Source organism: Paraburkholderia caballeronis (genome assembly GCF_900104845.1).
GTDB lineage: Bacteria > Pseudomonadota > Gammaproteobacteria > Burkholderiales > Burkholderiaceae > Paraburkholderia > Paraburkholderia caballeronis.
Window position 1 is genome coordinate 884,416 of sequence record NZ_FNSR01000003.1, and the last position, 26,708, is coordinate 911,123.

Here is a 26,708-nt window from a genome sequence, read left to right on the forward strand (position 1 = left end):
GGACGGCCGACATCGCGCGCTTTCCTTGCGTTGCCGCCGCGCGCTGTTGTTCTCTTTCAGCCGGCGCGGCCGTAACCGCCGCCGCCGGGCGTTTCGATCACGAACACGTCGCCCGGATGGACCGTCGCCGTGTGCGTCGCGCCGAAGTGATCGACTTCGCCGCCCGCGCGCTCGATCCAGTTGCGGCCGACGCTGCCGTTCTCGCCGCCCGCGAGCCCGAACGGCGGCACGCGGCGGCGGTTCGCGAGGATGTTCGCGGTCATGGTCCGCGTGAAGCGGATGCGCCGCACCGCGCCGTCGCCGCCCGGCTGCTCGCCGGCGCCGCCGCTGCCCCAGCGGATCGCGTGCTGCTCGACGATCACCGGGAAGCGCCATTCGATCACCTCGGGGTCGGTCATCCGCGAGTTCGTCATGTGCGTCTGCACCGCCGACGTGCCCGGATGCGCGCGCCCCGCGCCGGAGCCGCCGGCGATCGTCTCGTAGTACTGTTGCGCGTCGTCGCCGAACGTGAAGTTGTTCATCGTCCCCTGCGAGCCGGCCATCACGTTCAGCGCGCCGTACAGCGCGTCGGTGATCGACTGCGACACCTCGACGTTGCCCGCGACGACCGCCGCCGGATAAACCGGGTTCAGCATCGAGCCGTGCGGAATCACGATCTCGATCGGGCGCAGCACGCCTTCGTTCATCGGGATGTCGTCGGTCAGCAGCGTGCGGAACACGTACAGCACCGCCGCCTTGCACACCGAGCCCGGCGCGTTGAAGTTGGTGCCGCGCTGCTCGCTCGTGCCGGTGAAGTCCACCCGCGCGACGCGCCGCTCGCGGTCGATCGTCACGTTCACGCGGATCTGCGCGCCGTCGTCCATCTCGTACGTAAACGCGCCGTCCGACAGCGACGCGATCGCGTTGCGCACCGCGTCCTCCGCGTTGTCCTGCACGTGGCCCATGTACGCGAGCACGACGTCCGCGCCGTAGCGCGACACCGCGCGCAGCAGTTCGGTCGCGCCGCATTCGCACGCGGCGATCTGCGCGGTCAGGTCCGCGATGTTCTGGTCGATGTTGCGGCTCGGATACGGGCCGGTCGCGAACAGCAAGCGCACCGCCGGTTCGAGGAACGCGCCCGCCTCGACGATCTTCACGTTGTCGAGCAGCACGCCCTCTTCCTCGATCGTCGTGCTGTTCGGCGGCATCGAGCCCGGCGTGATGCCGCCGACGTCGCCGTGATGGCCGCGCGCGGCCACGTAGAACAGCAGGTCGTCGCGCTCGCCGTAGACCGGCATCACGACCGTGATGTCCGGCAGGTGCGTGCCGCCGTTGTACGGCACGTTCAGCATGAACACGTCGCCGCGCCGCATCGAATCGCCATGCTCGCGGATCACGCTCAGCACGCTGTCGCTCATCGAGCCGAGGTGCACCGGAATGTGCGGCGCGTTCGCGATCAGCCCGCCGTCGCGGTCGAAGATCGCGCACGAGAAGTCGAGCCGCTCCTTCATGTTGACCGAGTACGAGGTCTTTTCGAGCGTCACGCCCATCTGCTGCGCGATCGACATGAAGATGTTGTTGAAGATCTCCAGATGCACCGGATGGCGCGCGGTCGTGATCGCGTGCGCGGCGGACTGCGCGGCGCCGGCCGCGTCCGCGCTTTTTTCGAGCCGCAGCGTGCCGTCTTCGAGCACGAGCGCGGACCAGCCGGGTTGCAGCACGATCGTCGAGATTTCCTCGGTAATGAGCGCAGGACCGTCGAGCCGCGCGCCGACCGCGAGGTCGCGGCGCGCGTGCAGCGGCACCGCCGCCGCGCGGCCGCCGACGACCATCGTCGCGCGTGCGTCGGCGGGCGTAACGGACGTGGCGTTCGCGACGCGCGGGACCGCGCCGTGCAGCGTCGGCGGATCGGTCAGGCCAATCGCCTCGACGACGATCGATTCGACGATCAGCGGCTTGGTCGGCATTGCGAAGCCGTAACGCTTGCGATGCAGCGTCTCGAACGCGTGTTTCATCGTTGCCGCGTCGGCAAACGGCACTTCGAGCGTCGAATCGGTGTTCTGATACTTGAGCCGCGCGCCGCGCGATGCCTCGGTGCGTTCGCGCGGCACCCGCTGAGCGACGATCGCCTCGATCGCGTCGTGTTCGAGCGCGTCGAACTGGGCGTCCAGCGCGCCGACCGTCGCCGCGTCGAGCGCCGCCTCGACCGCGCGCTCGCGCAGCACGCGCAGGTCCGCGAGCCCCATGCCGAACGCGGACAACACGCCCGCGAACGGATGCAGCACGATGCGCCGCATCCCGAGCGCGTCCGCGACCTCGCACGCGTGCTGGCCGCCCGCGCCGCCGAACGCGCACAGCGCGTAGTCGGACACGTCGTGGCCGCGCTCGACCGAGATCGTCTTGATCGCCTGCGCCATGTTGTCGACCGCGACCGCGAGGAAACCTTCCGCGACCGCTTCCGCGCTCATCGTGCGGCCCGTGTCGCGCTCGACCTGCTGCGCGAGTTCCGCGAACCTGCGGCGCACGATCTCCACGTCGAGCGGCTGGTCGCCGTTCGGGCCGAACACGTGCGGGAAATGACCGGGCTGCACGCGGCCAAGCATCACGTTGCAGTCGGTGACCGTCAGCGGGCCGCCGTTGCGATAGCTCGCCGGCCCCGGGTACGCGCCGGCCGATTCCGGGCCGACCTTGAAGCGGCCGTTCTCGAAACTGCAGATCGAGCCGCCGCCGGCCGCGACCGTGTGAATGTCCATCATCGGCGCGCGCACGCGCACGCCCGCCACCTGGGTTTCGAACACGCGCTCGTACGCGCCGTCGTAATGCGCGACGTCGGTGGACGTGCCGCCCATGTCGAAGCCGATTACCTTGTACTCGCCGGCCGCCTCGCTGGTGCGCACCGCGCCGACGATGCCGCCGGCCGGCCCGGACAGGATCGCGTCCTTGCCGCGAAAACGCCCGGCGTCCACGAGGCCGCCGCTCGACTGCATGAACATCAGCCGCACCGAGCCGGTGTGCTGCGACACGCGATCGACATAGTCCTGCAACACCGGCGACAGATACGCATCGACGACGGTCGTGTCGCCGCGCCCGACCAGCTTCATCAGCGGGCTCACCTGATGACTGACCGACACCTGCGTGAAGCCGCATTCGCGCGCGAGTTCCGCGACGCGCAGTTCGTGCTGCGGGAAGCGGTAGCCGTGCATCAGCACGATCGCGATCGACGTGATGCCGCTTTCGCGCGCGGCGGTCAGCGCGCGGCGGGCCGCGTCTTCGTCGAGCGAACGCAGCACCGCGCCCTGCGCGTCGATGCGCTCGTCGATCTCGACCACCCGCTCGTACATCTGCGCGGGCAGTTCGATATGGCGTGCGAAGATGTCCGGCCGCTCCTGGTAGCCGATCCGCAGTTGATCCGCGAAACCGCGCGTGATCGCGAGCAGCGTGCGCGCGCCCTTGCGTTCGAGCAGCGCATTGGTCGCCACCGTGGTGCCCATCTTCACGACCTCGATCAGGTGCTGCGGCAGCGGCTCGCCCGCGCCGAGGCCGAGCAGGTCGCGCATCCCCTGCACGACCGCGTCGCGATAACGCTCGGGGTTTTCGGACAGCAGCTTGTGCGTGACGAGCCGGCCGTCCGGCCGGCGCGCGACGATGTCGGTGAACGTGCCGCCGCGATCGACCCAGAACTGCCAGCGGCCGTCGTCCGCGGCGAGGTTCGCCGGTTGCGGGTTCATAGCGTTTTCCTGCGTGACTTCCATACCGTTCATCTCCGTGCGCGTTCGGCGGCCGGCGCCGGATCGCGTCCGCCGCGGCCAGCCCGTGTTGTGCTGGGGCGGATTGTCTGCGCAGCGCTCAAATCGCGTCGAGGGAGAAAAATAAATCCGCGGTATAAGGAAATGCTATTCCGGCGGGAGGCCCCGCCGGCGCGGGGTTCCGGGCCGGCGGGGCGGTCCTGGAACCGGGGTTTTCCCGGGGGTATGGAGGAATCCGCACGATCGTTTTTTCGCCGCCGGATGGGCCGGATTTCGCGCGAACGGCGCGGCAATGGTGAGCGATGGTCCGACAAGGGCCAGGCCGTTTCGGACACCGCGCGCCTTCTGCGCGCCTCATGCCCGCCAGCGCGCCGCCCGTTGCCCGTCCGAAAACCGCTAAAGCTTGGCGAGCGCGATCCCCGCCGCGCACCTTATTTTTCGAGGTGGCGACGCGGAACGCGTAAACCCGCTGCGTCCGCGCCGCCCCGGACCCCGCACGGACTCCCACGGAACCTCATGCGTATCCTCCAGTTGATCCTCGCGCCGCGGCTGTCGGGCGCCGAAATGCTCGTGAAGGGCCTCGCGATCGACCATCAGCGCAGCGGCCACGCGGTCTGCGTCACGTCGCTGCTGCCCGCGCAGGACGACTTCGCGGCGGCGACCGACGAACTGGCCGAAAGCCGCGTGCTGTGCCACTTCCCGGCCAGGCGCTACGAGCGCGTCGGCCGCCTGCTGTTCCTGTACCGTTCGATCCGGCGCTTCAATCCCGACGTGGTGTTCGCGCACGCGACGATCCCCGCGATGTATGCGCGCGCGCTGCCGGTGCGCGTGCCGATCGTCTGGGTCATGCATTCGAGCGTGAACGATTTTGTCGTGAGCCCGCTGCTGTGCCGCGCGGAGCAGATCCTGTCGCGGCGCGCGAAAGCCGTGATCGGCGTGTCGCAGAAGCACGTGGACGATTACCGGGATGCGATCGGCCGGCATCCGCCGCTGATCGTCGTGCCGAACGGGATCGACGTCGCGCGGTTCCGCAAGGGCGCCGCCGCTTCACGCGACATGGCCGATACCGGCGCGGGTCCGTCGAAGCAGATCGTGCAGATTGGCCGCTATGTGCCGGAGAAAGGCCAACTGGAAACGCTGCGCGCGTTCACGCGGGTGCTCGAAGCCGAGCCGGACGCGCGGCTGCTGCTGTGCGGCGTGATCGAGGACCGCGCGTATCACGCGGCCGTCGTCGCGCTGGCGAACGAACTGGGGATCGCGCCGCGCGTCGACATCGTGGGGCCGATGACGCGCGTCGACGAAATTCTCGACGAATCGGGCGTGTTCGTGATGCCGTCGAGCAACGAGGCGCAGGGCATCGCGTTTCTCGAAGCCCTCGCGTCGGGCATTCCGGTCGTCGCGAGCCTCGCGCCGGCGTTCGCGTTCGCGCGCGACTGGCCCGGCGTGCAACTCGTCGATACGTCGGACCCGGCGTGTTACGGCCGCGCGCTCGTCGCCGCATTGCGCGAGCCGCGTTCGCACCGGCCGCTCGACGGCTTCCGCTTGCAGGACACCGCCGAGCGTTATCTGGCGATCGCGCGGCAGGCGATCGGATAGATCCGCCGCCGCCCGCTCCGGACGCTAACGGTCGCGCGCGGCAACACGCGTCCTGCACCGCGGATTCACGCGAACACGTTCCACAACACGAACGTCAGCGCGAGCCCGACCACCGACACGATCGTCTGCAAAATCGACCACACGTAGACGGTCTCCTTGAGCTTCAGCCCGAAATACTCGCGGATCATCCAGAAACCCGCGTCGTTGACGTGGCAGAAGAACACCGACCCCGCGCCGATCGCGAGCGCGAGCAGCGAGGTATGCGAGGCGCTCAGCCCCGCGACGACCGGCGCGACGATGCCGGCGGTGGTCGTCGTCGCGACCGTCGCGGAGCCGGTCGCCTGGCGCAGCGCCACCGCGATCAGCCACGCGAGCACGATCAGCGGCAGGTGGCCGCCTTCCGAAATCTTGCTGATCGTGTCGCTGATGCCGGCCGCGACGAGCGTCTGCTTCAGCCCGCCGCCCGCGCCGATCGTCAGCAGCAGCGCCGCGATCGGCGGCAGCCCCTTGCGCAGCACGCTGCCGACCTGCTCGCGCGACATCCCGTTCGACCAGCCGAGCACGACGATCGCGAACAGCACTGTCAGGCCGAGCGCGATGATCGGCTCGCCGAGGAAGTTCAGCGTGCCGTACAGCAGGCTGTGCGGCCCGAGCCACAGCCGCGCGACCGTGCGGCCGAGCATCAGCAGCACCGGCAGCAGCATCGTCAGCAGCGACACGCCGAAACCCGGACCGTCCTGCGTGTCCGTGCGCGGCGAGAACAGCCGGCCCATCTCGTCGGGCTCGCCGATGGTCAGCCGCTTCGACAGCCACGCGCCGTACAGCGGCCCCGCGAGCACGACGACCGGCAGCGCGACGATCAGCCCGAAGCCGAGCGTGAGGCCGAGATCCGCGTGCAGCGCGCTCACCGCGATCAGCGGACCCGGATGCGGCGGCAGCAGCGCGTGCAGCGTCGTCATGCCGGCGAGCGCGGGAATCGCGATGCGCAGGATCGGCTGGCCCGAGCGGCGCGCCATCACGAAGATGATCGGCACCATCATCACGAGTCCGACCTCGAAGAACAGCGGCAGCCCGATGATGAGCGCGACGACCGCCATCAGCCACGGCAGCGTGCGCGGCGTCGAATGCTTGAGAATGGTGGACACGAGCCGGTCGGCCGCGCCGGATTCCGCGACGAGCGCGCCGAGCATCGCGCCGAGCGCGATGATGATGCCGATGTCGCCGAGCAGCGCGCCCGCGCCCTTGCTGAACGAGCTGGCGACGGTTTCGAGCGGCAGGCCCGCGGCCGCGCCGGCCGCGAACGTGCCGCCGAGTATCGACAGGAACGGCGCGAGCTTCAGCCACGCGATGCAGACGACGATCAGCGCGAGGCCGAGCAGGCAGGACAGAATGAGTTGCGTGTCACTGGCCGACCAGGGCGTCAGAGGGGCAAGCGGATGCACATCTTCTCCGGAATGAGTTGTCGTTGTACTGACCGGCGCGGCGACGCGCCGGCGGCAAACCGGAGATTGTAGTCGGATGCGGTGCAACGCATGCAGCCGCTTCGGAACGCCAGGAAACCAGGGAGACCTGACGGCGGGCGGCCGCGCGTCAGGCGGACAGCGGCACGCTTTCCGGCTCGTCCGCGTCGAACCATGCGGGATTGCGCGCGGCGACCGGTCCGAGCGACACGAGGATCTCGCGCAGATGCGTGCGCATCGCCGCTTCGGCGTCGGCGGGATCGTGCGCTTTCAGCGCGGCGAGAATCCTGGCGTGCTGGCGAATCAGCAGATCGAGCGGCGACACGTCCGGCAGGCTCAGATAACGCACGCGATCCATCTGCGCCTTGAGGTCCTGGATCTTGTCCCATGCCGCCGTGCAGTCGATCGCCTGCGCGATGCCGCGATGGAACGCTTCGTCGAGCGCGAGAAACGCGGCGGTGTCGTTCGAGCGCGCGGCCGCCTTCTGCCCGCGCAGGTTGTCGGCCAGGCCCCGCAACTGCGCGTCCGTGATGTATCCGGCCGCCTTGCGCACGACGGCCGCCTCGATCGCCTCGCGAATGAAGCGGCCTTCGCGCACCTCGCGCGGCGAAATCTTCTTCACGAGCGTGCCGCGCTGCGGCAGCACCTGCAGCACCCCTGCCTCGACGAGCTTGATGAACGCCTCGCGCACCGGCTGGCGCGACACGCTGAACATCCCGGAGATTTCCTTCTCGGACAGCGGCGTGCCGGGCGTCAACTGGCCCGTGTAGATCGCATCGCGCAGCGCACGGAAAATCTGCTGGCTGATTGACTCGCGCGCGTCGTGCGATACCTGCGCGGTCAGGTCCGGCAGCGCCGAGCCGCCGGCGATCGCGTGACCGACGCGGCGGCGTCGGCGCGGCGCGACGGCACCGGCGTCGTCGGTTAAACCGGGCGCAGTGCGAACAGGCATTTTCATCGGCGGGAGCGTGAGCGGCGGGCGGGTTGTGCGGATCGTGCGAATGGCGCGGGCCGCGTCGCTACCCGCGCCCGGCAATACAGGGTGCGCGTGATACTACCATGCAGCGGCTTGCGAACCGGCTCGCGCCAGAACCGCCGCGAGACACAGTTGGACCCCGTCGCGAAGTCGCGCATGACCGTGCGGATCAACGCTGAAGCGCGGACGGAACCGGCATCGCCACGGGCGCTTCGGCCCCCGCCTCGGCCATCGCTTCCTCGCGATGCGCCCAGTCGTGCAGGTCCGCGCCGCCGCGCCGGCGCGGCGTCGATTCCGGCAGCAGCCACACGCACACCATCGACACGATGCCGAGCGCAACCACATACGCGATCAGCGCGCCGGCCGCGCCGTGCGTGGACTGGATCAGCTTCACCGCGACGAGGCCGAGCACGCCGCTGCCGAGCAGCGACCCGATCTGCCAGATCAGCGCGATGCCGCTGCAACGCACGCGCGCCGGGAACAGTTCCGGAAACAGCGCGGCCTGCGGCGCATAACAGAGGCTGTGGCCGACCGGGATCGCGAGAATCATCACGATCTGGATCGCGACGCGGCTGCCGCTGTCGATCGCATGAAAGAGCGGATACGCGAGCAGCACGTGCAGCGCCGCGCCGAGCAGACAGGTCGCGCGCCGGCCGATGCGGTCCGACAGCATGTCCGCGAGCGGGATCGTCAGCAGTTCGAGCGTCACCGCGACGATCACCGTCTGCAACAGCATGGCCTGGTTCACGCCGTGCACGCTGCCGTACGCGAGCACGATCATCGTGTACATCGCGAACGTGCAGGCCTCGATCAGCTTCGCGCCGACGCCCTTCACGATGGTCGGCCCGAACTGGCGCACGACCTCGACGACCGGCCGCGACTCGACCGCCTTCGTCTGCTGGATCTCGCGGAAGACCGGCGACTCCTCGGTGCGCAACCGGATGTAGAGGCCCACCGCGACCAGTACGATGCTGCCGAGGAACGGCAGCCGCCAGCCCCAGTCGATCAGTTGTGCGTGCGTGAGCAATCCGGTCAGCAGCGCGAACAGGCCCGCGGGAATCAGGAAACCCGCCGGCGCGCCCAGTTGCACGAGACTCGCGAAGAAGCCGCGCGCGACGGGCGGCGCATATTCGGCGGTCAGCAGCACCGCGCCCGCCTGCTCGCCGCCGACGCCGAACCCCTGCAACACGCGGATCACGATCAGCGCGACCGGCGCCCACAGGCCGATCGACTGATAGTCAGGCAACAGGCCGATCGCGAACGTGCCGAGGCCGACGATCAGGATCGTCACGACGAGCGCCTTCTTGCGGCCGACGCGGTCGCCGAAATGCCCGAACACGATGCCGCCGAGCGGCCGCGCGAGAAAACCGACTGCATACGTCGCGAACGCGGCGAGCGTGCCGATCAGCGGATCGCCGGCCGGAAAGAACTTCTGCCCGAACACCAGCACGGCGGCGGTGCCGTACACGAAGAAGTCGTAATACTCGACGGCGGTGCCGATCGTCGAAGCGAACGCGACCCGCCGCAGCATGGACGTGTCGTGCTGCGAACGCGTGGCGGTATGGACCGGATTCATCGCGGCATGTCTCCTTACGATTTCTGTTCAGTGCGTCACGGGCGCGGGCAGCGCCTGCTCGCCGCGCCGACCGTGGCGAATCTACCATACAAGTATTGCGACGAGCCACACGGGGATTTCACCGGGCGGACGCCGGTCGCCCGCCCTGCACGCGCGCACCGGGAACGGCCGATGCGAATTCCGTTCGCGTCGCCGCCGCGCCGGCAATCGCCGCACACCGCGATTGCCGGCGCCCCGCCCGTTCGCGCGACGTCGCCGGAACTCGCGACGTCGGGCCGGGCTTCCCCCCGCGCGGACCCGCGTGCAGGCGACCCGGCGGTCCGCGAGCGAAAGGAGATTCGACGTGAAAGCTGTTGTCTACGAAGGCCCGCGCAACGTGTCGGTGAAGAACATGCCCGACGCGAAGATCGAAAAACCGACCGACGTGCTCGTGAAGATCACGACGACCAACATCTGCGGCTCCGACCTGCACATGTACGAAGGACGCACCGACATGGAAACCGGCCGCATCCTCGGGCACGAGAATCTCGGCGTCGTCGTCGAGACCGGCTCGGCCGTCGAGCGCGTGAAAAAAGGCGACTGCGTGTGCATGCCTTTCAACATCGCATGCGGCTTCTGCAAGAACTGCGAAAAAGGACTGACCGGGTTCTGCCTGACGACCAACCCCGGCACCGCCGGCGCGGCCTATGGGTTCTCGGGCATGGGTCCGTACAGCGGCGGCCAGGCCGAGTACCTACGCGTGCCGTTCGGCGACTTCAACTGCCTGCAACTGCCGCCCGACGCGGAGGAAAAAGAAAACGATTACGTGCTGCTCTCGGACATCTTCCCGACCGGCTATCACGCGACGGTGCTCGCGGGAGTCGAGCCCGGCGACAGCGTCGCGATCTACGGCGCGGGGCCGGTCGGGCTGATGGCCGCGTTGTCCGCGCAGCTCAAGGGGGCGAGCAAGGTGATGGTGATCGATTCGCACCCGGACCGGCTGCGGCTCGCGGAAAAGCTCGGCGCGATTCCGGTGGACGACAGCGACGGCTCGTCGGTCGAGCAGATCCTGAAGCTCACCGGCGGCGAAGGCGCGGACCGCGGCTGCGAATGCGTCGGTTACCAGTGCAGTTGCCATGGCCGCGAAGTGCCGAACCTGACGATGAACAATCTGGTGAAGGCGGTGCGGCCGACCGGCGGGATCGGCATGGTCGGCGTGTTCGTCGCGCGCGACCCCGGTTCGCCCGACGATCTCGCGAAAAACGGCGTGCTCGCGCTCGACTTCGGCCAGCTATGGATGAAAGGCCAGCATATCGCGACCGGCCAGGCGAACGTAAAGGCCTACAATCGCAAGTTGCGCGACCTGATCGCGGCCGGCAAGGTGCGGCCGTCGCAGATCATCTCGCACGAACTGCCGCTCGACCGCGCGCCCGAAGGTTATCGCCACTTCGACGCGCGCACCGAAGGCTGGACGAAGGTGGTGCTGAAGGCGGCCGCCTGATCGTGCAGCCTGGCGTCGCCAGGCGTTCGTGCCGAAGCGCGCGTTGCCGTGTCCGAAAACCGGCGCGGCAACGTTCCGTTCAACGTTGGGGACTCACGATGCCTGTCTATGATTACCTGTGCGCCGATTGCGGCGTGTTCGACGCGGTGCGCCGCATCGCGCAGCGCGACGATGCGCTGTGCTGTCCGCGCTGCGGCGCCGACGCGCAGCGCGTGACGGTGGCCGCGCCCGCGCTCGCGAGCGGCGCGACGGACAGCGGCTCGTCGTCGGGCGAAGGCCGTTACGGCGGAATGCGGCACGTCGGCGGCTGCACCTGCTGCGGGTAGTCGCGCCGCACACACCCCAGGCACAGCGCCGGCCGCCCGCATGCACTATGCGTGCGCGGCCTCCGCGTTTTCGGCCGACTCGTCGCCAAGCAGTTGCCGGCGCGCGGCGGCCATGATCTCGTTCGACAACGCATTCCCCTTCGTCGCGCGCGCGAGCACCAGCGCGCCGACCAGCGTCGAAATCTCCGCGAGCGCCGCAGCGCGGCCGCCTTCCGCGTCGTCCTGCGCTTCCGGCTGCACCGCGGCGAGTATCCCGATCAGGTCTTCCAGCCCGTCGCGAAACACGCGCCGCACCGGCGCGCCGTCGTCCTCGCGCGCGACGTCCGCCGCGAGCGTGGCCATCGGGCAACTGCTGCCCGGCGTCGAACGGTTGTACGACGTCAGATAACCGCGCACCAGCGCCGCCTTCGCGTGCGCCGCGTCCGTCGCGCCAGCGGTCCGCCTGCGCCAGCGTTCGGCGGAATCGGCAAACGCATGCGCGCACGCGATCGCGGTCAGTTCGCCCTTCGATTCGAAATGTCCGTAGAAGCCGCCATGCGTGAGACCCGCCGCGCCCATCAGGTCGGCGACGCTGACGCCCAGTCCGCGCTCGCGGATCAGCCGCGACGCGGCCCGCTCGATCGCCGCGCGGTTGCGCCCGGCCTCGGCCCTCGATACTCGTGGCATGGTGCTGACTCTCCTGACGTCTCCGCCTGATAAATGAGGATTGACATATATTTTACACTGCGACGGCGCGACATAAACGCTGCTGGGGGAACGGACCGGTCGCTACCCTTCGCGTCTTTTCGTGCCATAATAAATTACGGTCATCATTTATTTAAGCGTGCGTCGCCGCTGTCGCCGCACCCCGTCGTCAACCCAGTACAGGAGGCTCATCATGCCCATTGTCCGCATCGACATCCGCCGCAATCCCGACCCGACCTACGTGAAGCGCGTCGGCAACGTGGTCTACGAATCGATGAAGAGCGCGATCAACGTGCCCGATCACGACAACTTCCAGGTGCTGAACGAGCACGACGAACACCATCTCGTGTACGACCCGACCTATCTCGGCATCGCGCGGACCGACGGCATCGTTATCATCCAGATCACGCTCAACGAAGGCCGCACCGTCGAGCAGAAACAGAAGCTCTATCGCACGATCGCCGACGGTCTGCAAAAGGAACTCGGCGTGCGGCAGGAGGACGTGTTCATCGGCCTCGTCGAGGTGAAGAAGGAGAACTGGTCGTTCGGCAACGGAATCGCGCAGTACGCGACTTGACTGCGATCGCCGCGGCGGCGATGCTGCCCGGCGTGTTCGTGTTGCAGGCGGGCCGCCGCGCGCAACGGCCGGCGCCGCCGCCATCGGTCATCGACCGCGCCACAGAAGCACGGCCGGGCCAACCCGCCGACGATCATCCATCAGGAGCCCCATCACGATGACGAAACCAGCCATCGAGCCGCTGTATCTCGACGACCTCGCGGTCGGCGCGCGTTTTCACAGCGGCACGTACCGGGTCGAAGAGGACGAGATCCGGCAATTCGCGCGGCAATACGATCCCCAGCCGTTCCATCTCGACGACGAAGCCGCGCGCGGCACGCTGTTCGGCGGGCTCGCGGCGAGCGGCTGGCACACGGCCGCGATCACGATGCGGCTGCTGGTCGACGGCGGGCTGCCGATCGCGGGCGGCATCGTCGGCGCGGGGACCGAGATCACATGGCCGAAGCCGGTGCGCGCGGGCGACGAACTGCACGTCGAAACCACCGTGATGGAGATCACGCCGTCGCGCTCGAAGCCGGATCGCGCAATCGCGCTGTGCCGCAGCGACACGCTGAACCAGCGCGGCGAAACGGTGCAGCGCTCGGATGCGCGGGTGGTGGTGTTCCGCCGGCCCGCGTGACGACGCGCCCGCGCATGCACGCGGGCAGCGGACATCGGCAAAAAAGAGGATGAAACCGGCGCAAGCCCGCGCCGCACGCGGCGCGGACCCGGCCGCGATCACGCGCCGAACGTCAGCGCATGGGTGAGGTCGCCCATCGGCTTCTGGCCGCGCGCGCGCATCGAATCGTCGCGCAGCTTCAGGCCGTCGAGCGTTTCGAGCCCGAACACGCGCGTGACGAAACGCAGGATCGAGCCCGTGTCGTACACCGTGTGATCGACGTAACCCTTCTTGGCGAACGGCGACACGACGAGCGCCGGCACGCGCGTACCCGGTCCCCAGCGGTCGCCCTGCGGCGGCGCGACGTGATCCCACCAGCCGCCGTTTTCGTCGACGGTCACGATCACGACCATGTTCTTCCACTGCGGGCTCGCGCGCAGCGCCTTCACCGCGTGCACGATATGGCGGTCGCCCGACGCGACGTCCGCATAACCGGCGTGCATGTTCAGGTTGCCCTGCGGCTTGTAGAACGTGACGGCCGGCAGACGCCCCGCGCGCGCGTCCGCGAGGAAGCGGTTGGTGCTCTCGTCGTCGCCGAGGCCGCCGTCGCGCAGCCGCTTCTCGCGCGCGCCCGTGCCCGGCCCGAGGTTGCTGAAGTAGTTGAACGGCTGATGGTGGTACTGGAAGTTCGGCACCACCGGCGTGCCGTTCGCGAGGTTCTTGCCGTGCATGTCGAGCGTCTGCTGGAACGCGCCCGCATACCACGCCCATTCGACGCCGCGCTTGTCGAGCTTGTCGCCGACGTGCTCGTGCGTCTGCGGCGGCACAGCCATCGCGTTCGCGTCGGAACGCAGATCGACCACGCCGTCCGGACCGACCGTCAGCGGCGTCGGCGCATACGGCGGCATCATCGTGTTGACCGCGTAGCTCAACGTCGTGCCGTCCGCGAGCGTTTCGGGCGGCGTCAGCGCGCTCGGGCCGAACTTCGGAATGCCATCCATCGCGCTGGCCGGCGACGCGTCGAGCGGCTTCAGGTTCGGATCGTCGGGGCGGCCGCTGACAGTCTCCGCAATCTGGAACTTCGCGATGCTGTCGCGCGGATTCCCGTAGCGCGGCGGCGTCGCGGCGGCGAGGTACTGGTGGTTCAGAAACGAGCCGCCGAACGCGCCCTGGAAGAAGTTGTCGCACAACACGTATTCGCCCGCGAGGTCCCACATCCGCAGGTCGTAGCTCGTGTTCGCATAGTGGCCCATCGTGAAGCCGGCCGAATCGGCCCACGCGACGAACAGGTCGTTCTTGCCGCCGTTGATCTGCATCTGGTTCTGATAGAACACGTGCCACAGGTCGTGCGTGACGAGCGACAGCGGCAGGTTCTCGCCGTTCGGCCCCTTCAGCGCGAACGGCGCGTTCGGCAGGTTCGTCTGGTACTGCTGGCCCGCGCGGTAGCTGACGCCGTCCGCGACCTGGTCCTTCAGCAGCCAGCCGCCCGGCACCGGCGGCAGACGCGGCAGCACGCTCCTGCCGTCGCGGTCGCGTTGCAGGTAGTCGGCGGGCTTCAGCGAAGACAGCGGCTTTTCGACGCCAGGGTAATCGCCGAACAGGTTATTGAAGCTGCGGTTCTCCGAATAGATCACGACGACGGTCTTCACGTGCTCGCGCAGCGCGGCGTCGAGTTCCGCGCCGGCGAGGCCGCGCGCCGTGCCGCTTTCGCTTGCGCCGTCGGGCGTCGCGCAGCCGGCGAGGCCGCCGCCGACCGCGACCGCCGCCAGCCCGCCGAGGAACGTGCGCCGGCCGGGATTCGGCGCGGACGGCGTTTTTTCCGCGTCGGACGACGGCGTGGACTCAACGGGCGGCTCTTCCTTTTTTGTCATGTCGGTTCCTTGTTGTCGTGATCGGGACGGCTGCGCGGCGTGCGGCGGTCCCGTGCGGCCGGCGATGCAGGTTCGTGCCGGCCGGCATCGCGGCCGCCGGCTCCCCGGGCGTGCAGCGTCAGATGGTACCGTGCGGACACCCCGTTTCGATGACGGATCGATGTCGGCGGGTTTTCAGATCGAAAGGAAACGGGCGGGCACAGGCTGGGACACCCGCGACTTTCGCGCGCCGCGCAGGCTGCGGCCGGAGCGGAACAGGCGAGCCAAACGACGCACCGTGGCGCATGCGCCGGATTTCGCGTTGCCGCGTCAGTCGATCAGTTCGGAAATCTCGATCAGGTTCAGATCGGGATCGCGCACGTACACCGAGCGGATCTTCTGCGTCGCGCCGGTGCGCTCGACCGGCCCTTCGACGATCGGCCACCCGCACGCGTGCAGATGCGCAATCACCTGATCGAGCGGCACGCTCGCGATGAAGCACAGGTCGAGCGCGCCCGGCGCCGGCAGATGCGCCTTCGGCTCGAACTCGCGGCCTCGCACGTGCAGGTTGATCTTCTGGTTGCCGAAGCGAAACGCGATGCGGTCGCCGCGAAACGTTTCGAGCTGCATTTGCAGCACTTCGGTGTAGAAGTGCTTCGTCGCATCGGGATCGACGCAGGTCAGCACGAGATGGTCCAGATGATCGATCAGCGCCATGGTCCGGCTCCTGGTTGACGGCGTCTGCCATGCAGGCACGCCGCGAGTTCCGCGGAAGGCAACGCGGCGACGCCCTGCTTCAGCGGCGCGCCGCCCCGCGCGGCTGCGCGAACGCGTCCGCGAACTCGTCGGAATAGATCTCGGCGAGCGCGACGCGCAACGCGGCCGCGCGCTCCTTTCCATAAACGTCCTCGAAGCGGTTCTGCGCGCTGCGCCACAACCGGTTCGACTCGGTCAGCTTCGCGCGGCCGCTCGCCGTCAGTTCGACGCGCCGGATGCGGCCGTCCTGCTCGTCCGCGACCTGCGCGACGTACCCGTCGCGCTCCAGCGGCTTGATATTGCGCGCGAGCGCCGAGCGGTCGAGCACCATCGCATACGCGAGTTCGGTCATCGTCGGGCTGCCCGCGCGCTCGATGTGCACGAGGATCGAGCGTTGCGAGATGCTCAACCCGCACGGCGTCAGCACCGTGTCGTAAAGCTGCGTGAGCCGGCGCGTCGCCTTGCGCAGCGCGGCGCCGTTGCAGACCAGCGGATCTTTCGGAATCGAGGGAGGCACGCGTCGCTCCATGTTTCTGGCTTTGTGGACAACCCGGCCATGCGGTGCCGCCGCGAACGCGCGACGAACCAGCCCAGGGCCCGTGGCCGAAGTGTAATTCATCTTGACCGATGCGGGCATATGCCATTAAATTGCGCGGACGAAATGCGTGCATATGCCAACAAATCGACGAGTCGCGAAGGACCCGCGACACGTCACCGCCCGACTCCGTGCCCATGACCTCGAACGCCCCGACCGCCGACGCGCTGCGCGCCGCGAATCCCCGCCTGCGCACGATGCTCGAAGCGCCGGTTCTGCCGACGCTCGTGCGGATGGGCTGGCCGAACATGCTGATGATGCTCGCGCAGTCGTCGACCGGGCTCGTCGAGATGTGGTTTCTCGCGAAACTCGGCACCAGCGTGCTCGCGGGCGTAGCCGTCGTCGTGCCGGTGCTGATGCTGATGCAGAACATGTCGCAGGGCGCGATGGGCGGCGGCATCTCGTCGTCGGTCGCGCGCGCGCTCGGCGCGGCCAACCCGGCGCTCGTCGGCCAGTTGGCGCGGCACGCTGTCGTGCTGAACGTCGCGATCGGCGTGGTGTTCTCGGTCGCGCTGCTCGCGTTCGCGCGGCCGCTGTTCAGCGCGCTCGGCGCGCACGGCGCGGCGCTCGACGCGGCCACCACCTATGGCCGCGTGCTGTTCGCGGGCCTCGTGCTGATGTGGGCGATGAACGCGCTCGCAAGCGTGATCCGCGGCACCGGCAACATGATCGTCCCCGGCATGGTGATCTGCGGCGGCGCGCTGCTGCTGATTCCGCTGTCGCCGTGCCTGATCTTCGGCATCGGCGCAGCGCCCCGGCTCGGCGTGGCCGGCGGCGCGTGGGCGCTGATCGTCTATTACGCGGCCGGCACGCTGATCCTCGGCTGGTACTGCGCGAGCGGCCGCAACGCGGCGCCGCTTGCGCGCGGCCCGCTGCACTGGGCGCCGATCCGCAGCATCCTGACCGTCGGCGGCCTCGCGTGCCTGAACCCGCTCCTCACGAACGCGCTGATCGCCGCGACGACCGCCGCGGTCGGCGCGCACGCGGGGATGGCCGCGCTCGCCGGCTACGCGACGGGCGCGCGGCTCGAATATCTGCTGATGCCGGTCGCGTTCGGACTCGGCGCGCCGATGGTCGCCCTCGTCGGCGCGAACATCGGCGCGGGCCAGCGCGAACGCGCGACGCACATCGCGCTGACCGGCGGCGGCATCGCGTTCGCGATCGGCGAAGCGGTCGGCATCGCGGCCGCGCTGTGGCCGCATGCGTGGCTGCTGCTGTTCGGCGCGGACGCGCAACTGCTCGACACCGGCACGCTGTACCTGCGCATCGTCGGCCCGTTCTACGGCTTCTTCGCGCTCGGTTTTTCGCTGTATTTCGCGTCGCAGGGCGCGGGCCGGCTCGTATGGCCGCTCGGCGCGGGCGCGCTGCGGCTCGCGCTGTTCGCCGGGGTCGGCACGCTCGCGCTCGCATGGACGTCGTCGCTGGCGGTGTTCTTCGCGATCGGCGCGCTCGCGATGGTGCTGTACGGCGTATGCGTGCTGTGGTCGGTCGCGTCCGGCAACTGGCTCGCCGCGCGCGGCCCGCGCGCCGGCCGGCGTGTGGAATCCCGCCCGTGAAGGCCGGTTTCACTTTCCGTTCATCAGGAACCCCAATGAAGATTCTCGTACTCGGCGCCGGCGCACTCGGCGGTTATTACGGCGCGCGGCTGATCGAGGCTGGCGCGAACGTGACGTTCGCGGTTCGCGCCGGCCGCGCGTCGCAACTCGACCGCGACGGGCTCGTCGTGACGAGCCCGCTCGGCGACTTTTCGCGTCCGGTGCAGACGATGCTGGCCGGCGACGACCGCGGCCCGTTCGACGTCGTGCTGCTCGCGTGCAAGGCCTACGACCTCGACGCGGCGATCGGCACGATCGCACCGGCGGTCGGCCCGGCCACCACGATCCTGCCGCTGCTGAACGGACTCGCGGTGTACGACCGGCTCGACGCGGTGTTCGGCCGCCCGCGCGTGATGGGCGGCGTGTCGTATATCGCGACCACGCTCGATCCGTCCGGCGCGATCCGCCATCTGAGCCCGTTCGACCGGCTGTCGGTCGGCGCGCGCGACGCCGCGCACGCGGACACGGCCCGCGCCGTTCACGAACTCGCGTCGAAGTCCGCCGGCACGCGCACGTTGTCCGGCGCGATCGTGCAGGAACTGTGGGAGAAGTGGACGACGATCTGCGCCGGCGCGGCCGCCACCTGCCTGCTGCGCGCGACGGTCGGCGAGATCGTGCGGACCCGCGACGGCGCGGACATCGTCACGCGCATTCTCGCGGAGTGCGTCGCGGTCGCGACGCGGGCGGGCTACGCGCCGCGCGACGAGGCGCTCGCCGCCGCGCGCGCGACGCTGCTCGCGGAGAACTCGACGTGGGCCGCGTCGATGATGCGCGACATCGCGGCGAACGCGCGGCGTATCGAGTCGGATGCGATCGTCGGCGACATGATCGCGTACGGCGAGCGGTTCGGCGTCGAGACGCCGCTGCTGCGCATTGCGTTTTGCAGCGTCGATGCGTATGCGGCGCGGCAACGCGCGGCGGCGTAGCCAACCACCGCGCGGGTCTGCATTTACAGCGCCATGCCGCCGTCTATCGTCAGGCTCGACCCGGTCATGTAGCCCGATTCGTCGCTCGCGAGCCACGCGACCAGCGACGCGATCTCGTCCGGGTCCGCCGCGCGGTTCAGCGGGATCAGCGGCGTGATCCGGTCGATGTGCTCGGCCGTCAGGTCGGTGACGGTCGGCCCCGGCTGCACGTTGTTGATCGTGATGCCGCGCGGCGCGAGGTCGATCGCGACGCCCTTCACCATCACCGCAACCGCCGCCTTCGTCATCGAATAAACGCTGGAGCCCGGATAGTTGCTGCGCACCGCCGTGTTGCTGCCGATCGTCACGATGCGGCCGCCGCGCGGCAGATGCGCGACCGCGGCCTGGATCGCGAGAAACACGCCGCGCACGTTGACGGCCAGCATCCGGTCGAGGTCGTCGATGGCGAACGACGCGACGTCGCCGAGCCGCAGGATGCCCGCGTTGACCACCGCGACGTCGAGCCGGCCGAATCGCTCGACGGCCCGCTCGACGGCGGCGCGGATCGCGTCGGCGTTCGCGCTGTCCGCTTCGATCGCGATCCCCGCGCGCCCCGCCGCTTCGATCGCGGCGACCGTTTCCGCCGCCTTTTCCGGCGCCGACACATAGGTCAGCGCGACATCCGCTCCTTCGTGCGCGAGCCGTCGCGCGATAGCCGCGCCGATGCCGCGCGAACCGCCGAACACGATCGCCGCGTGATGATGCAATTTGCCGTTGCTGCTTGTCATGCCTCTCTCCATTGTGGATCAATCAGTCAAAAACTGACGATAAAAAAACCGGCCGCCATCGGCCGGTGGATTGACAAACCTGGATCAGCGCCGCTTCAGGCGGCCGACGGCAAAACGCGCCATCGCCTTCAACGCCTTCGGCTCGGTGCCGGCGCGCGCGGCCAGCTGGATGCCCTGCATCGTCAACTGGACAAACGCGGCGGCCTCGTTCGCATTGACCGTCGCGTCGATCTCGCCGCGCGCCTGCCCGTCGCGAATCCGCGCGGCGAGGCTCTTCGCGAGCGTCGGCCCGACCTTCGCCCGCAGCGGCGGCAGTTCGGGGTCGGTCGTGCCGAACTCGCAGACGGCGTTGACACCCATGCAGCCGAGCGCGCGATCCGCATCGTCGTCGTGGATCAGCCCGAGCAGCAGCGCCTCGATGCCCGCGAGCGGCGACGCCGCGCCGTTCAGCCGCCCGAGGTGGCCGGACGTGCTGTTCGCCTGATACCGTTCGAGTGCTTCGAGATACAGCCTGCGTTTGTCGCCGAATGCGTTGTACAGGCTCTGGCGGCCGATGTTCATCGCCGCCAGCAGGTCGTCGGTCGACGTCGCCGCGTAACCCTTTTCCCAGAACACGCGCATCGCGCGGTCCAGCACTTCGTCCCGATCGAATTCTCTTGGTCTCACCATCGGCGCAGAATAAGGATTGTGGACCGATCTGTCAACAACAGGGATGACCATGATGCCTGACGGTCGTCGAACCACCGCCCCGCGCGGGTAGACATGAAAAAAGCCTGAAAAACAGGGGCGAAATCGAGGTTCGCAACAATCCTGGCTGACACCACCGCGTTTCAGGTGATAGACTTTCGCGCGAATCCCTGTCTCCCTGTCCGCCCGACGCCTCATGTTCTTCCGCGCCCGCAACCGCATGACCGCATGGCTTGGCCTGATCGCCATGTGGATCGTCGTGCTCGCGCCGCTCGTAAGCCAGCTGGTCGTTTCGGCGCACATGGACGATCCCGCGACCGCCGCGTTGTGCTCGGTCGTGCAGCCGGTTGCCGGCGACGCGCATGACAGCCAGCACGGCGACCTGCTCGCCGCGTGCGGCTACTGCGACCTGCTCGCCGATCATCCGGCGCTGCCGGCCGTGGTGGGGCCGACGCTGCTGCTGATCGTGCTGATCGCCGCCGTCGTGGTGCCCGCGCTGTCCACCCGCTTCACGCCGCTCGGCGCGTTCCCCTCGGGACGCCCGCGCGCGCCTCCCGCGTTTTCCCTGCCCAGCCTGTAAGCGAACCGCGCCGGCCCGTTGGCCGTCGTCACGCCGCCGCGCCCGCACGCGGCGCGGCAGGTCACGACCAGAGGAAACGTTTCACCCATGCTCACCCGACATTCGAGCGGCACGGTCCTGTCCGTGTCGTCGCGCCCGGCCGTCCGTAGCCGGCTGCTGCCCGCCGTGCTGCTCGGCGCTGTGCACGGCATCGCGTCCGCCGCCGGCGCGCCGAACCCCACGCCGGCCCCGCTTCAGGCCGACGGCGACTCGCCCGCCGCAGCCGCGCCCGCCGGCGCATCGGCGCCCGAACCGCAGAGCCTGCCGTCGGTCCAGGTTTCCGGCACGCGCTCCTATGCGGAGAAGAACCTGCTGCCGCAGACCACCGAAAGCATCACCGCGAAGCAGATCGCGGAGACGGTCAACGTGATGGATACCGAGGACGCGCTGAAGTATCTGCCCGACATGCTCGTGCGCAAGCGCTACATCGGCGACACCCAGGCGCCGATGGCGACGCGCACCACCGGCATCAACGCAAGCGCGCGCAGCCTCGTTTATGCGGACGGCGTGCTGCTCACGCCGCTCATCAACAACAACAACCAGAACGGCTCGCCGCAGTGGTTCATGGTGCCGCCGCAGGAGATCGACCGGATCGACGTGATGTACGGCCCGTTCGCCGCGCAGTTCCCCGGCAATTCGTACGGCGCGGTCACGCAGATCACGACGCGCATGCCGAAGCGTTTCGAGGCGAGCGTCGCGGTGACCGGCGCGGTCCAGCATTTCAGCCAGTACGGCACGAACACGAGCGAGCCGTCCACCCAGTACAGCGCGACGCTCGGCGACCGCGTCGGCAAGCTGTCGTGGTGGTTCAGCGCGAATCACCTGAACAGCTTCTCGCAGCCGATCACGTTCGGCACCGTCAGCCAGTCGAAGACGCCGGCCGGCGCGGGGCTGCCCGCGATCGGCGGCGGTTTTGCCGACACGAACCGCACCGGCAGCGCGATCCAGGTGATCGGCGCGAGCAACTTCATCCACACGATCCAGGACAACGCGACACTCAAGCTCGCATACGACTTCACGCCGACGCTCACCGCGACGTACACGCTCGGCTACTGGCAGAACCGCTCGAAGGCGCACGCGGAAACGTACCTGACCGACGCGAACGGCAACCCGTATTACGGCGCGGCCAGCGGCTCGGTGAACCTCGGCGGCTTCGCGTACAGCGCGAGCACGATCGCCGGCCAGTTCGCGAGCAACAACGTCGAGCAGGAGCACCTGATGCAGAGCGTGGACGTCGGCACGCACACGCAGGGGCCGTTCGACTGGCAACTGGTGGTCAGCAACATGGACTACCTGCAGGACCTGAGCCGCCTGTCCACCGGGCTTTATCCGGCCGCGCTGTCCGGCGGGCCGGGCCGCACGACCGACATGAGCGGCACCGGCTGGACGACGGTGGACGCGAAAGGCATCTGGCGGCCGCAGGGGATCGACGGCGCGCACCTCGTCAGCTTCGGCGCGCATTACGACCAGTTCCGGCTGGAAAGCCCGACGTACAGCACGTCGGACTGGATCTCCGGCGGCCCGGGTGCGCTGTACAGCAACTCGCTCGGCCGCACCGGGACCAGCGCGCTATGGGTGCAGGACGCGTGGCGCTTCGCGCCGTCGCTGACCGCGACGCTCGGCGGACGCTACGAATGGTGGCGCGCGTACGACGGCTACAACTTCTCGACCGCCGGCAACGGCGCGGGCGTATCGATCCAGCAGCCGGGCGTGAGCCAGTCCGGCTTCTCGCCGAAGGTCTCGCTGAACTGGGCGCTCGGCGACGTGTGGTCGGTGACCGGCTCGGTCGGCCGCGCGCTGCGCTTTCCGACCGTCGGCGAGCTGTACCAGAGCGTGCAGACCGGCACGACGTTCCTGCAGGCGAACCCGTTCCTGAAACCCGAGGACGTGTGGTCGGGCGAACTCGCGATCGAGCGCGACACGAATCGCAGCCACCTGCGGCTGTCCGCGTTCGACGAATACGTGTACGACGCGCTGATCTCGCAGACCTCGCTGATCCCCGGTTTCGCGACGCCGGTGTCGTTCACGCAGAACGTCGGCAAGACGCGCCAGATGGGCGTCGAACTCGCGGGCCGCGCGGACGACGCGCTGATCCGCGGGCTGTCGCTGTCCGGCAACGTCACGTACGTGAATGCGAAGATCCTGTCGAACGACAGCTTCGTGCCGACGTCGCCCGGCGACACGTCGGTCGGCAAGCGCGTGCCGTACGTGCCGACGTGGCGCGCGACGCTCGAAGCGACCTACCGGCCCGACGCGCACTGGGCGTACACGCTCGCCGCGCGCTACAGTTCGCGCGTGTTCGCGACGGTCGACAACAGCGACGTCAACGCGGCCACGTTCATGGGCTTTCAGGATTTCTTCGTGATGGACGCACGCGTGCACTACCAGTTCGACCGGCACTGGGGCGGCGCGCTCGGCGTCGACAACCTGAACAACCGCAAATACTTCCTGTATCACCCGTTCCCGCAGCGCACGTTCTATGCGGAGCTGAAGTACGACCTTTGAGCGCGGCGCGCGACACGATCGCGGCCAGCGCATCCCCCTCTTCTACCGACAGGAGATGAACCGATGAAACGAACGATCCATACCCTCGCCGCGTTGTCGCTTTGCGTGGCCTCGCTCGATGCGTTCGCCGCGCCGCCGGCGGTGTCGAACTGCTGGGTGCGGCTGCTGCCCGGCAATCTGCCGTCCGGCGCGTACTTCGACGTGACGAACCCCGGCAGCGCCGCGATTGAAATCGAAAGCGTCGACAGCGACGCGTTCGGCATGGCGATGCTTCACCGCACGCAGCGCAACGGCAGCACGTCGACGATGGAGATGGTCCACACCGCGACGGTGCCGGCGAACGGCACGCTGAAGTTCGCGCCCGGCGGTTATCACGTGATGCTCGAACAGCCGAAGCAGCCGGTCGCGATCGGCTCGACGATCGCGCTGACGTTCACGTTCGGCGACGGCGAAAAGACGACCGCGCAGTGCGCGGTGAAGAGCCCGGCGACGATGGTCAAGTGAGCGCGGCGACGGCGCCGCGTTGGGCTGGCCGGCGGCCGTCACCGGAAAAGCAGCGCGCCGGCGGCGGCGACGGCCGCGATCAACCCGCCTCGACGCGATTGCGGCCCGACTGCTTGGCGCGATACAGCGCCTGGTCCGCGCGTTTCAGGATCGCGTTCACGTCGCGCTCGCCGGGCGCGCGCGTGGTCACGCCGATCGTGACCGTGAACGGCACCGCGTTGCCGGTGCGCCATTCGTGCGCGAAGTCCTGCTGCTCGAACGTCGCGCGCAACTGTTCGGCAATCGCCAGCGCGTCGTCCGCGCCGGTCTGCGGCAGCGCGGCGACGAACTCCTCGCCGCCCCAGCGCGCGAACACGTCGGACTTGCGGCTCGACGCCATGCCGACCTTCGCGAGTATTCGCAGCACTTCGTCGCCGACGTCGTGGCCGTAGCTGTCGTTGATCTTCTTGAAGAAATCGATGTCGAGCAGGAACACGGACAGTTCGTCGTCGGACTCCAGAATGTGCTCGACCACGCCGAGGAACTCGCGCCGGTTCGGCAGGCCGGTCAATTCGTCGGTCACCGCCTGCTTCTGCAGCAGATCCATCAGCCGCACGCGATCCGTGATGTCGCGGATCACCGCGGTGAATTCGATCAGCCCGTCCACGACGATCTTCGAGATCGCGATCTCGACCGGCAGCAGCGAGCCGTCGCGATGCTGGCCGTACACGCGGTTGCGTTCGTCCATCTGCCGCGAGCGCACCGGCGAGCGCGCGAACTGCTGCACGTACCGCGCGTGATACGGGCGATACTTCTCGGGCAGCAGCCGCTCGATCGGCTCGCCGAGCATCTCCTCGGACGAGTAGCCGAACAGGTTCTCCGCCGCGCGGTTGAACAGCGTGATGTGGTGGTGCTGGTCGATCGTGATGATCGCGTCGTATGCCGCGTCGACCACCGACCGGAAACGCGACGTGCTGGCTTCGAGCGCGCGCGTCAGGTCCATCTTCGACGTGATGTCGAGGCCGGTCACCAGAATCTCGACGACGGTCGAGCCGCTGTCGGTGTGGCGGAACGGCTTCAGCGACATGCGCCACCAGTGCGTGCCGTCCTTCAGGTCGTACGCCTGCTCCAGTTCCTGCGCGATGCCGGATTCGAAGCACTCCAGCAGCTTCTCGCGAAACTCGTGGCGCGCATAGTTCGGCACCAGCGTGTCGAGCGGGATCGGGAACGCGCGCACGCCCGGCCGGCGTCCGCCGGTCATCTGGAAAAAGCCGTCGTTGCAGGCCGGGACGACCAGCTGGCCGGCCTCGTTGCGGCCGACGACGGCCACGCTCGCGCCGATGCCATCCACGAACTCCTGGACCCTGCTGGACCAATCGACCATCGCGACTCCTGAAGAGGATTGCCCGGGCGGGCGGGGAGCAGGCTCGACGCATTCGACGGCGTAGCCTGGCGAAACAGCGGCATGACGACGCAGCGTATCGCAGCATAACGCCGATGAAAAGTCGCGGGAAGCGCCGGGCAGGCGAAAGGCAGGCTCGTGGCGGGGCGGCGCGGGTCGGCAACCCATGCAGCCGATGCGTGCCGCATCGCGGGCGCGATACGGCGTGCGAACGTATGCGAACCGGAAGGGGCTTCGCAATGCCAACGGCTGTCCCGAACGGGCCGGTGCTGGAGGGCTTGGCGCGACGTGGGCCGCCGCGTTCAGTCGTTGTGCAGCACGTCGTCGAGCCAGTCCAGCACGCGCCGGTTCAGCAGCGAGCGGTTCATCATCTCGCAGTGGTCGCCCGCGCCTTCGGCCGCGGTGAAGCGGATCATCTGCTTCGGGCAGCGCAGCGCGTCGAGCATCGCCGCCACGCCGGCCGCGAGCGGATCGCGCTCGGCGCAGGTCAGCAACGTCGGACAGCGAATCAGTTCGGCGCGGCCTTCGAGTGTGTACGTTTCGACGGACGCCAGATAGTCGCGCAGATTGTCGACGCCGTTCGCCCAGAAACCGCGCTGCACGACCATCCAGCGCAGCTTGCGGTCGCCTTCGATCATCTGCCGCATACGGTCGAGCAACGCGTCGCCGATGCGGCCGAGATCGCGGACCTCGTCCGGTGTCCCGCCGAGCCGCAACGCCGCCTGGCGAAAGCCGGTCGCGACGCTCCACTGCCCCGGATCGGCGATGCACGCGGCCAGCCGGTGCTCGCCGGATGCCGCGCGCGGCGCGAGATAACCGCCGAGGCTCCCGCCGCTCAACGCGATGCGCGCGGGATCGACGACGTCGAGCGTCAACGCGAAGTCCACGACCGCGGCGATCACCGTCTCCCAGTCCGGCCGCAGCGGCACGCCGTGTTCGTACAGCAGTTCGCCCTGGCCTGGGCCGTCGAAGATCAGCGCGTGGTAGCCGCGCCGCGACGCGGCGACCGCCGAGGCGAAATAGAGGTCGGTCAACGTCGCATCGTAGCCGTTCGTCAGGATCAGCAGCGGACGCCGTTCCTGCGCGCCTCCTTCGGCCGGAATCAGATACGCGGGCAACGACAGACGATCGAACGGAATCCTGAGCGGTTCAACGGCCGGATCGCCGAGGCGCATCGCGGTGGCGAACAATGCCATCTGTTTGCGGAACGCATCCAGCAGGCGTGGATCGACCGGCGCGCCATAGATCGGGTGATACGACGCGGCGTAGCTGCAACTCGCCCGCAGGTATAACTCGCGTGCGCTGGCCGTCTTTGCGCGGGCGAGCGTGGCATCGGCTTCCGCCTGCTGGCGCTGCGCCGCTTGGACCCATGCGTCGTAGAACGCGGAGTCGTCGCCGTGGCCGACCTTCTCCGCGACCGCCGCGACGTCGCCGAAGTCCGCGCCGCCATACGGGATATACGCGAGCGGCCACGTGCCGAAGCCGTCGTGGAACGCTGACTCGAAAATCGTCGCCATGCGGGTCT

General features: G+C 68.7%; 22 protein-coding genes. 10 read left to right on the forward strand and 12 right to left on the reverse strand.

The features are described from left to right. Positions 1-56 precede the first annotated feature (56 nt). Positions 57-3,707, reverse strand: coding sequence for a hydantoinase B/oxoprolinase family protein (locus BLV92_RS30555; protein WP_244283982.1), 3,651 nt, complete (start codon positions 3,705-3,707; stop codon positions 57-59). Between the two features lie 534 nt (positions 3,708-4,241). Here BLV92_RS30555 and BLV92_RS30560 point away from each other — a divergent pair. Then, on the forward strand, positions 4,242-5,321 hold the full coding sequence (locus tag BLV92_RS30560; RefSeq protein ID WP_090552893.1) for a glycosyltransferase family 4 protein: 1,080 nt from the start codon (positions 4,242-4,244) through the stop codon (positions 5,319-5,321). Between the two features lie 65 nt (positions 5,322-5,386). Here BLV92_RS30560 and BLV92_RS30565 read toward each other — a convergent pair whose 3' ends face one another. From BLV92_RS30565 to BLV92_RS30575, 3 genes are all read right to left on the reverse strand, one after another. Beyond that, positions 5,387-6,763 (reverse strand): GntT/GntP/DsdX family permease, encoded by a 1,377-nt coding sequence (locus BLV92_RS30565; RefSeq protein ID WP_090552894.1) that lies wholly within the window; start codon positions 6,761-6,763, stop codon positions 5,387-5,389. A 148-nt stretch (positions 6,764-6,911) separates the two neighbouring features. After that, positions 6,912-7,733: a GntR family transcriptional regulator gene (locus BLV92_RS30570; RefSeq protein ID WP_090553197.1), complete on the reverse strand. Its 822-nt coding sequence runs from the start codon at positions 7,731-7,733 to the stop codon at positions 6,912-6,914. A gap of 193 nt (positions 7,734-7,926) precedes the next feature. Next, positions 7,927-9,333 carry an MFS transporter gene (locus tag BLV92_RS30575; protein WP_167627172.1) on the reverse strand — a complete coding sequence of 469 codons (1,407 nt, stop codon included), beginning with the start codon at positions 9,331-9,333 and terminating at the stop codon, positions 7,927-7,929. Between the two features lie 343 nt (positions 9,334-9,676). On the opposite strand from BLV92_RS30575, the gene BLV92_RS30580 reads away from it, so the two are divergent. Both BLV92_RS30580 and BLV92_RS30585 read left to right on the forward strand, forming a co-directional pair. Beyond that, complete coding sequence (locus tag BLV92_RS30580; RefSeq protein ID WP_090552896.1) at positions 9,677-10,813, forward strand: glutathione-independent formaldehyde dehydrogenase; 1,137 nt, start codon at positions 9,677-9,679, stop codon at positions 10,811-10,813. Positions 10,814-10,911: 98 nt separating this feature from the next. Continuing rightward, positions 10,912-11,139 carry a zinc ribbon domain-containing protein gene (locus tag BLV92_RS30585; protein WP_090552897.1) on the forward strand — a complete coding sequence of 76 codons (228 nt, stop codon included), beginning with the start codon at positions 10,912-10,914 and terminating at the stop codon, positions 11,137-11,139. 45 nt (positions 11,140-11,184) lie between these two features. Here BLV92_RS30585 and BLV92_RS30590 read toward each other — a convergent pair whose 3' ends face one another. After that, on the reverse strand, positions 11,185-11,805 hold the full coding sequence (locus BLV92_RS30590) for a TetR/AcrR family transcriptional regulator (RefSeq protein ID WP_090552899.1): 621 nt from the start codon (positions 11,803-11,805) through the stop codon (positions 11,185-11,187). A gap of 211 nt (positions 11,806-12,016) precedes the next feature. Between BLV92_RS30590 and BLV92_RS30595 the strand changes: the two genes are divergently transcribed. Continuing rightward, on the forward strand, positions 12,017-12,400 hold the full coding sequence (locus tag BLV92_RS30595) for a tautomerase family protein (RefSeq protein ID WP_090552900.1): 384 nt from the start codon (positions 12,017-12,019) through the stop codon (positions 12,398-12,400). Between the two features lie 157 nt (positions 12,401-12,557). Further along, positions 12,558-13,019, forward strand: a complete 462-nt coding sequence (locus BLV92_RS30600; protein WP_090552902.1) for a MaoC family dehydratase — start codon at positions 12,558-12,560, stop codon at positions 13,017-13,019. Positions 13,020-13,117: 98 nt separating this feature from the next. On the opposite strand, the gene acpA is transcribed toward BLV92_RS30600, so the two are convergent. The 3 genes from acpA to BLV92_RS30615 all read right to left on the reverse strand — a co-directional run bounded on the left by acpA (position 13,118) and on the right by BLV92_RS30615 (position 16,121). Then, on the reverse strand, positions 13,118-14,869 hold the full coding sequence (gene acpA, locus BLV92_RS30605; protein WP_090552904.1) for an acid phosphatase: 1,752 nt from the start codon (positions 14,867-14,869) through the stop codon (positions 13,118-13,120). Between the two features lie 309 nt (positions 14,870-15,178). Further along, on the reverse strand, positions 15,179-15,565 hold the full coding sequence (locus BLV92_RS30610) for a VOC family protein (protein WP_090552905.1): 387 nt from the start codon (positions 15,563-15,565) through the stop codon (positions 15,179-15,181). Between the two features lie 79 nt (positions 15,566-15,644). Beyond that, positions 15,645-16,121 carry a MarR family winged helix-turn-helix transcriptional regulator gene (locus tag BLV92_RS30615; protein WP_243842469.1) on the reverse strand — a complete coding sequence of 159 codons (477 nt, stop codon included), beginning with the start codon at positions 16,119-16,121 and terminating at the stop codon, positions 15,645-15,647. A gap of 215 nt (positions 16,122-16,336) precedes the next feature. On the opposite strand from BLV92_RS30615, the gene BLV92_RS30620 reads away from it, so the two are divergent. Together BLV92_RS30620 and BLV92_RS30625 are read left to right on the forward strand one after the other, a co-directional pair. Next, positions 16,337-17,755 (forward strand): MATE family efflux transporter, encoded by a 1,419-nt coding sequence (locus BLV92_RS30620; RefSeq protein ID WP_244283983.1) that lies wholly within the window; start codon positions 16,337-16,339, stop codon positions 17,753-17,755. 35 nt (positions 17,756-17,790) lie between these two features. Next, a complete protein-coding gene (locus BLV92_RS30625; RefSeq protein ID WP_090552909.1) occupies positions 17,791-18,720 on the forward strand; it encodes a 2-dehydropantoate 2-reductase in 930 nt (309 codons plus the stop codon). 23 nt (positions 18,721-18,743) lie between these two features. Here the strand turns inward: BLV92_RS30625 and BLV92_RS30630 are convergent, their stop codons facing one another. Continuing rightward, the gene (locus tag BLV92_RS30630; protein WP_090552910.1) at positions 18,744-19,487 is read right to left on the reverse strand and encodes an SDR family oxidoreductase; all 744 of its coding nucleotides are present in this window, start codon (positions 19,485-19,487) and stop codon (positions 18,744-18,746) included. 84 nt (positions 19,488-19,571) lie between these two features. Continuing rightward, the gene (locus tag BLV92_RS30635) at positions 19,572-20,156 is read right to left on the reverse strand and encodes a TetR/AcrR family transcriptional regulator (RefSeq protein ID WP_090552912.1); all 585 of its coding nucleotides are present in this window, start codon (positions 20,154-20,156) and stop codon (positions 19,572-19,574) included. A 238-nt stretch (positions 20,157-20,394) separates the two neighbouring features. Here BLV92_RS30635 and BLV92_RS30640 point away from each other — a divergent pair, with 238 nt between their 5' ends. The 3 genes from BLV92_RS30640 to BLV92_RS30650 all read left to right on the forward strand — a co-directional run bounded on the left by BLV92_RS30640 (position 20,395) and on the right by BLV92_RS30650 (position 23,802). After that, entirely contained in the window at positions 20,395-20,754 is a 360-nt protein-coding gene (locus BLV92_RS30640; RefSeq protein ID WP_244283984.1) for a DUF2946 domain-containing protein, read from the forward strand. A gap of 87 nt (positions 20,755-20,841) precedes the next feature. Beyond that, on the forward strand, positions 20,842-23,298 hold the full coding sequence (locus BLV92_RS30645) for a TonB-dependent receptor (protein WP_090552915.1): 2,457 nt from the start codon (positions 20,842-20,844) through the stop codon (positions 23,296-23,298). A gap of 63 nt (positions 23,299-23,361) precedes the next feature. Then, positions 23,362-23,802, forward strand: coding sequence for a copper chaperone PCu(A)C (locus BLV92_RS30650; protein ID WP_090552916.1), 441 nt, complete (start codon positions 23,362-23,364; stop codon positions 23,800-23,802). Positions 23,803-23,881: 79 nt separating this feature from the next. Here the strand turns inward: BLV92_RS30650 and BLV92_RS30655 are convergent, their stop codons facing one another. Beyond that, the gene (locus BLV92_RS30655) at positions 23,882-25,165 is read right to left on the reverse strand and encodes a sensor domain-containing diguanylate cyclase (protein ID WP_090552918.1); all 1,284 of its coding nucleotides are present in this window, start codon (positions 25,163-25,165) and stop codon (positions 23,882-23,884) included. 320 nt (positions 25,166-25,485) lie between these two features. Next, positions 25,486-26,700, reverse strand: a complete 1,215-nt coding sequence (locus BLV92_RS30660) for an alpha/beta hydrolase family protein (RefSeq protein ID WP_090552919.1) — start codon at positions 26,698-26,700, stop codon at positions 25,486-25,488. Between the last annotated feature and the right edge of the window lie 8 nt (positions 26,701-26,708).

Bases quoted from the DNA above. Each gene is read 5' to 3' on its own strand.
- BLV92_RS30640 (WP_244283984.1), top strand. From the start codon at position 20,395: ATGACCGCATGGCTTGGCCTGATCGCCATGTGGATCGTCGTGCTCGCG.
- BLV92_RS30625 (WP_090552909.1), top strand. From the start codon at position 17,791: ATGAAGATTCTCGTACTCGGCGCCGGCGCACTCGGCGGTTATTACGGC.
- BLV92_RS30650 (WP_090552916.1), top strand. From the start codon at position 23,362: ATGAAACGAACGATCCATACCCTCGCCGCGTTGTCGCTTTGCGTGGCC.
- BLV92_RS30585 (WP_090552897.1), top strand. From the start codon at position 10,912: ATGCCTGTCTATGATTACCTGTGCGCCGATTGCGGCGTGTTCGACGCG.
- BLV92_RS30655 (WP_090552918.1), bottom strand. From the start codon at position 25,165: ATGGTCGATTGGTCCAGCAGGGTCCAGGAGTTCGTGGATGGCATCGGC.
- BLV92_RS30575 (WP_167627172.1), bottom strand. From the start codon at position 9,333: ATGAATCCGGTCCATACCGCCACGCGTTCGCAGCACGACACGTCCATG.
- BLV92_RS30590 (WP_090552899.1), bottom strand. From the start codon at position 11,805: ATGCCACGAGTATCGAGGGCCGAGGCCGGGCGCAACCGCGCGGCGATC.
- BLV92_RS30600 (WP_090552902.1), top strand. From the start codon at position 12,558: ATGACGAAACCAGCCATCGAGCCGCTGTATCTCGACGACCTCGCGGTC.
- BLV92_RS30645 (WP_090552915.1), top strand. From the start codon at position 20,842: ATGCTCACCCGACATTCGAGCGGCACGGTCCTGTCCGTGTCGTCGCGC.
- BLV92_RS30560 (WP_090552893.1), top strand. From the start codon at position 4,242: ATGCGTATCCTCCAGTTGATCCTCGCGCCGCGGCTGTCGGGCGCCGAA.
- BLV92_RS30610 (WP_090552905.1), bottom strand. From the start codon at position 15,565: ATGGCGCTGATCGATCATCTGGACCATCTCGTGCTGACCTGCGTCGAT.
- BLV92_RS30570 (WP_090553197.1), bottom strand. From the start codon at position 7,733: ATGCCTGTTCGCACTGCGCCCGGTTTAACCGACGACGCCGGTGCCGTC.
- BLV92_RS30630 (WP_090552910.1), bottom strand. From the start codon at position 19,487: ATGACAAGCAGCAACGGCAAATTGCATCATCACGCGGCGATCGTGTTC.
- BLV92_RS30635 (WP_090552912.1), bottom strand. From the start codon at position 20,156: ATGGTGAGACCAAGAGAATTCGATCGGGACGAAGTGCTGGACCGCGCG.
- acpA (WP_090552904.1), bottom strand. From the start codon at position 14,869: ATGACAAAAAAGGAAGAGCCGCCCGTTGAGTCCACGCCGTCGTCCGAC.
- BLV92_RS30660 (WP_090552919.1), bottom strand. From the start codon at position 26,700: ATGGCGACGATTTTCGAGTCAGCGTTCCACGACGGCTTCGGCACGTGG.
- BLV92_RS30595 (WP_090552900.1), top strand. From the start codon at position 12,017: ATGCCCATTGTCCGCATCGACATCCGCCGCAATCCCGACCCGACCTAC.
- BLV92_RS30620 (WP_244283983.1), top strand. From the start codon at position 16,337: ATGACCTCGAACGCCCCGACCGCCGACGCGCTGCGCGCCGCGAATCCC.
- BLV92_RS30555 (WP_244283982.1), bottom strand. From the start codon at position 3,707: ATGAACCCGCAACCGGCGAACCTCGCCGCGGACGACGGCCGCTGGCAG.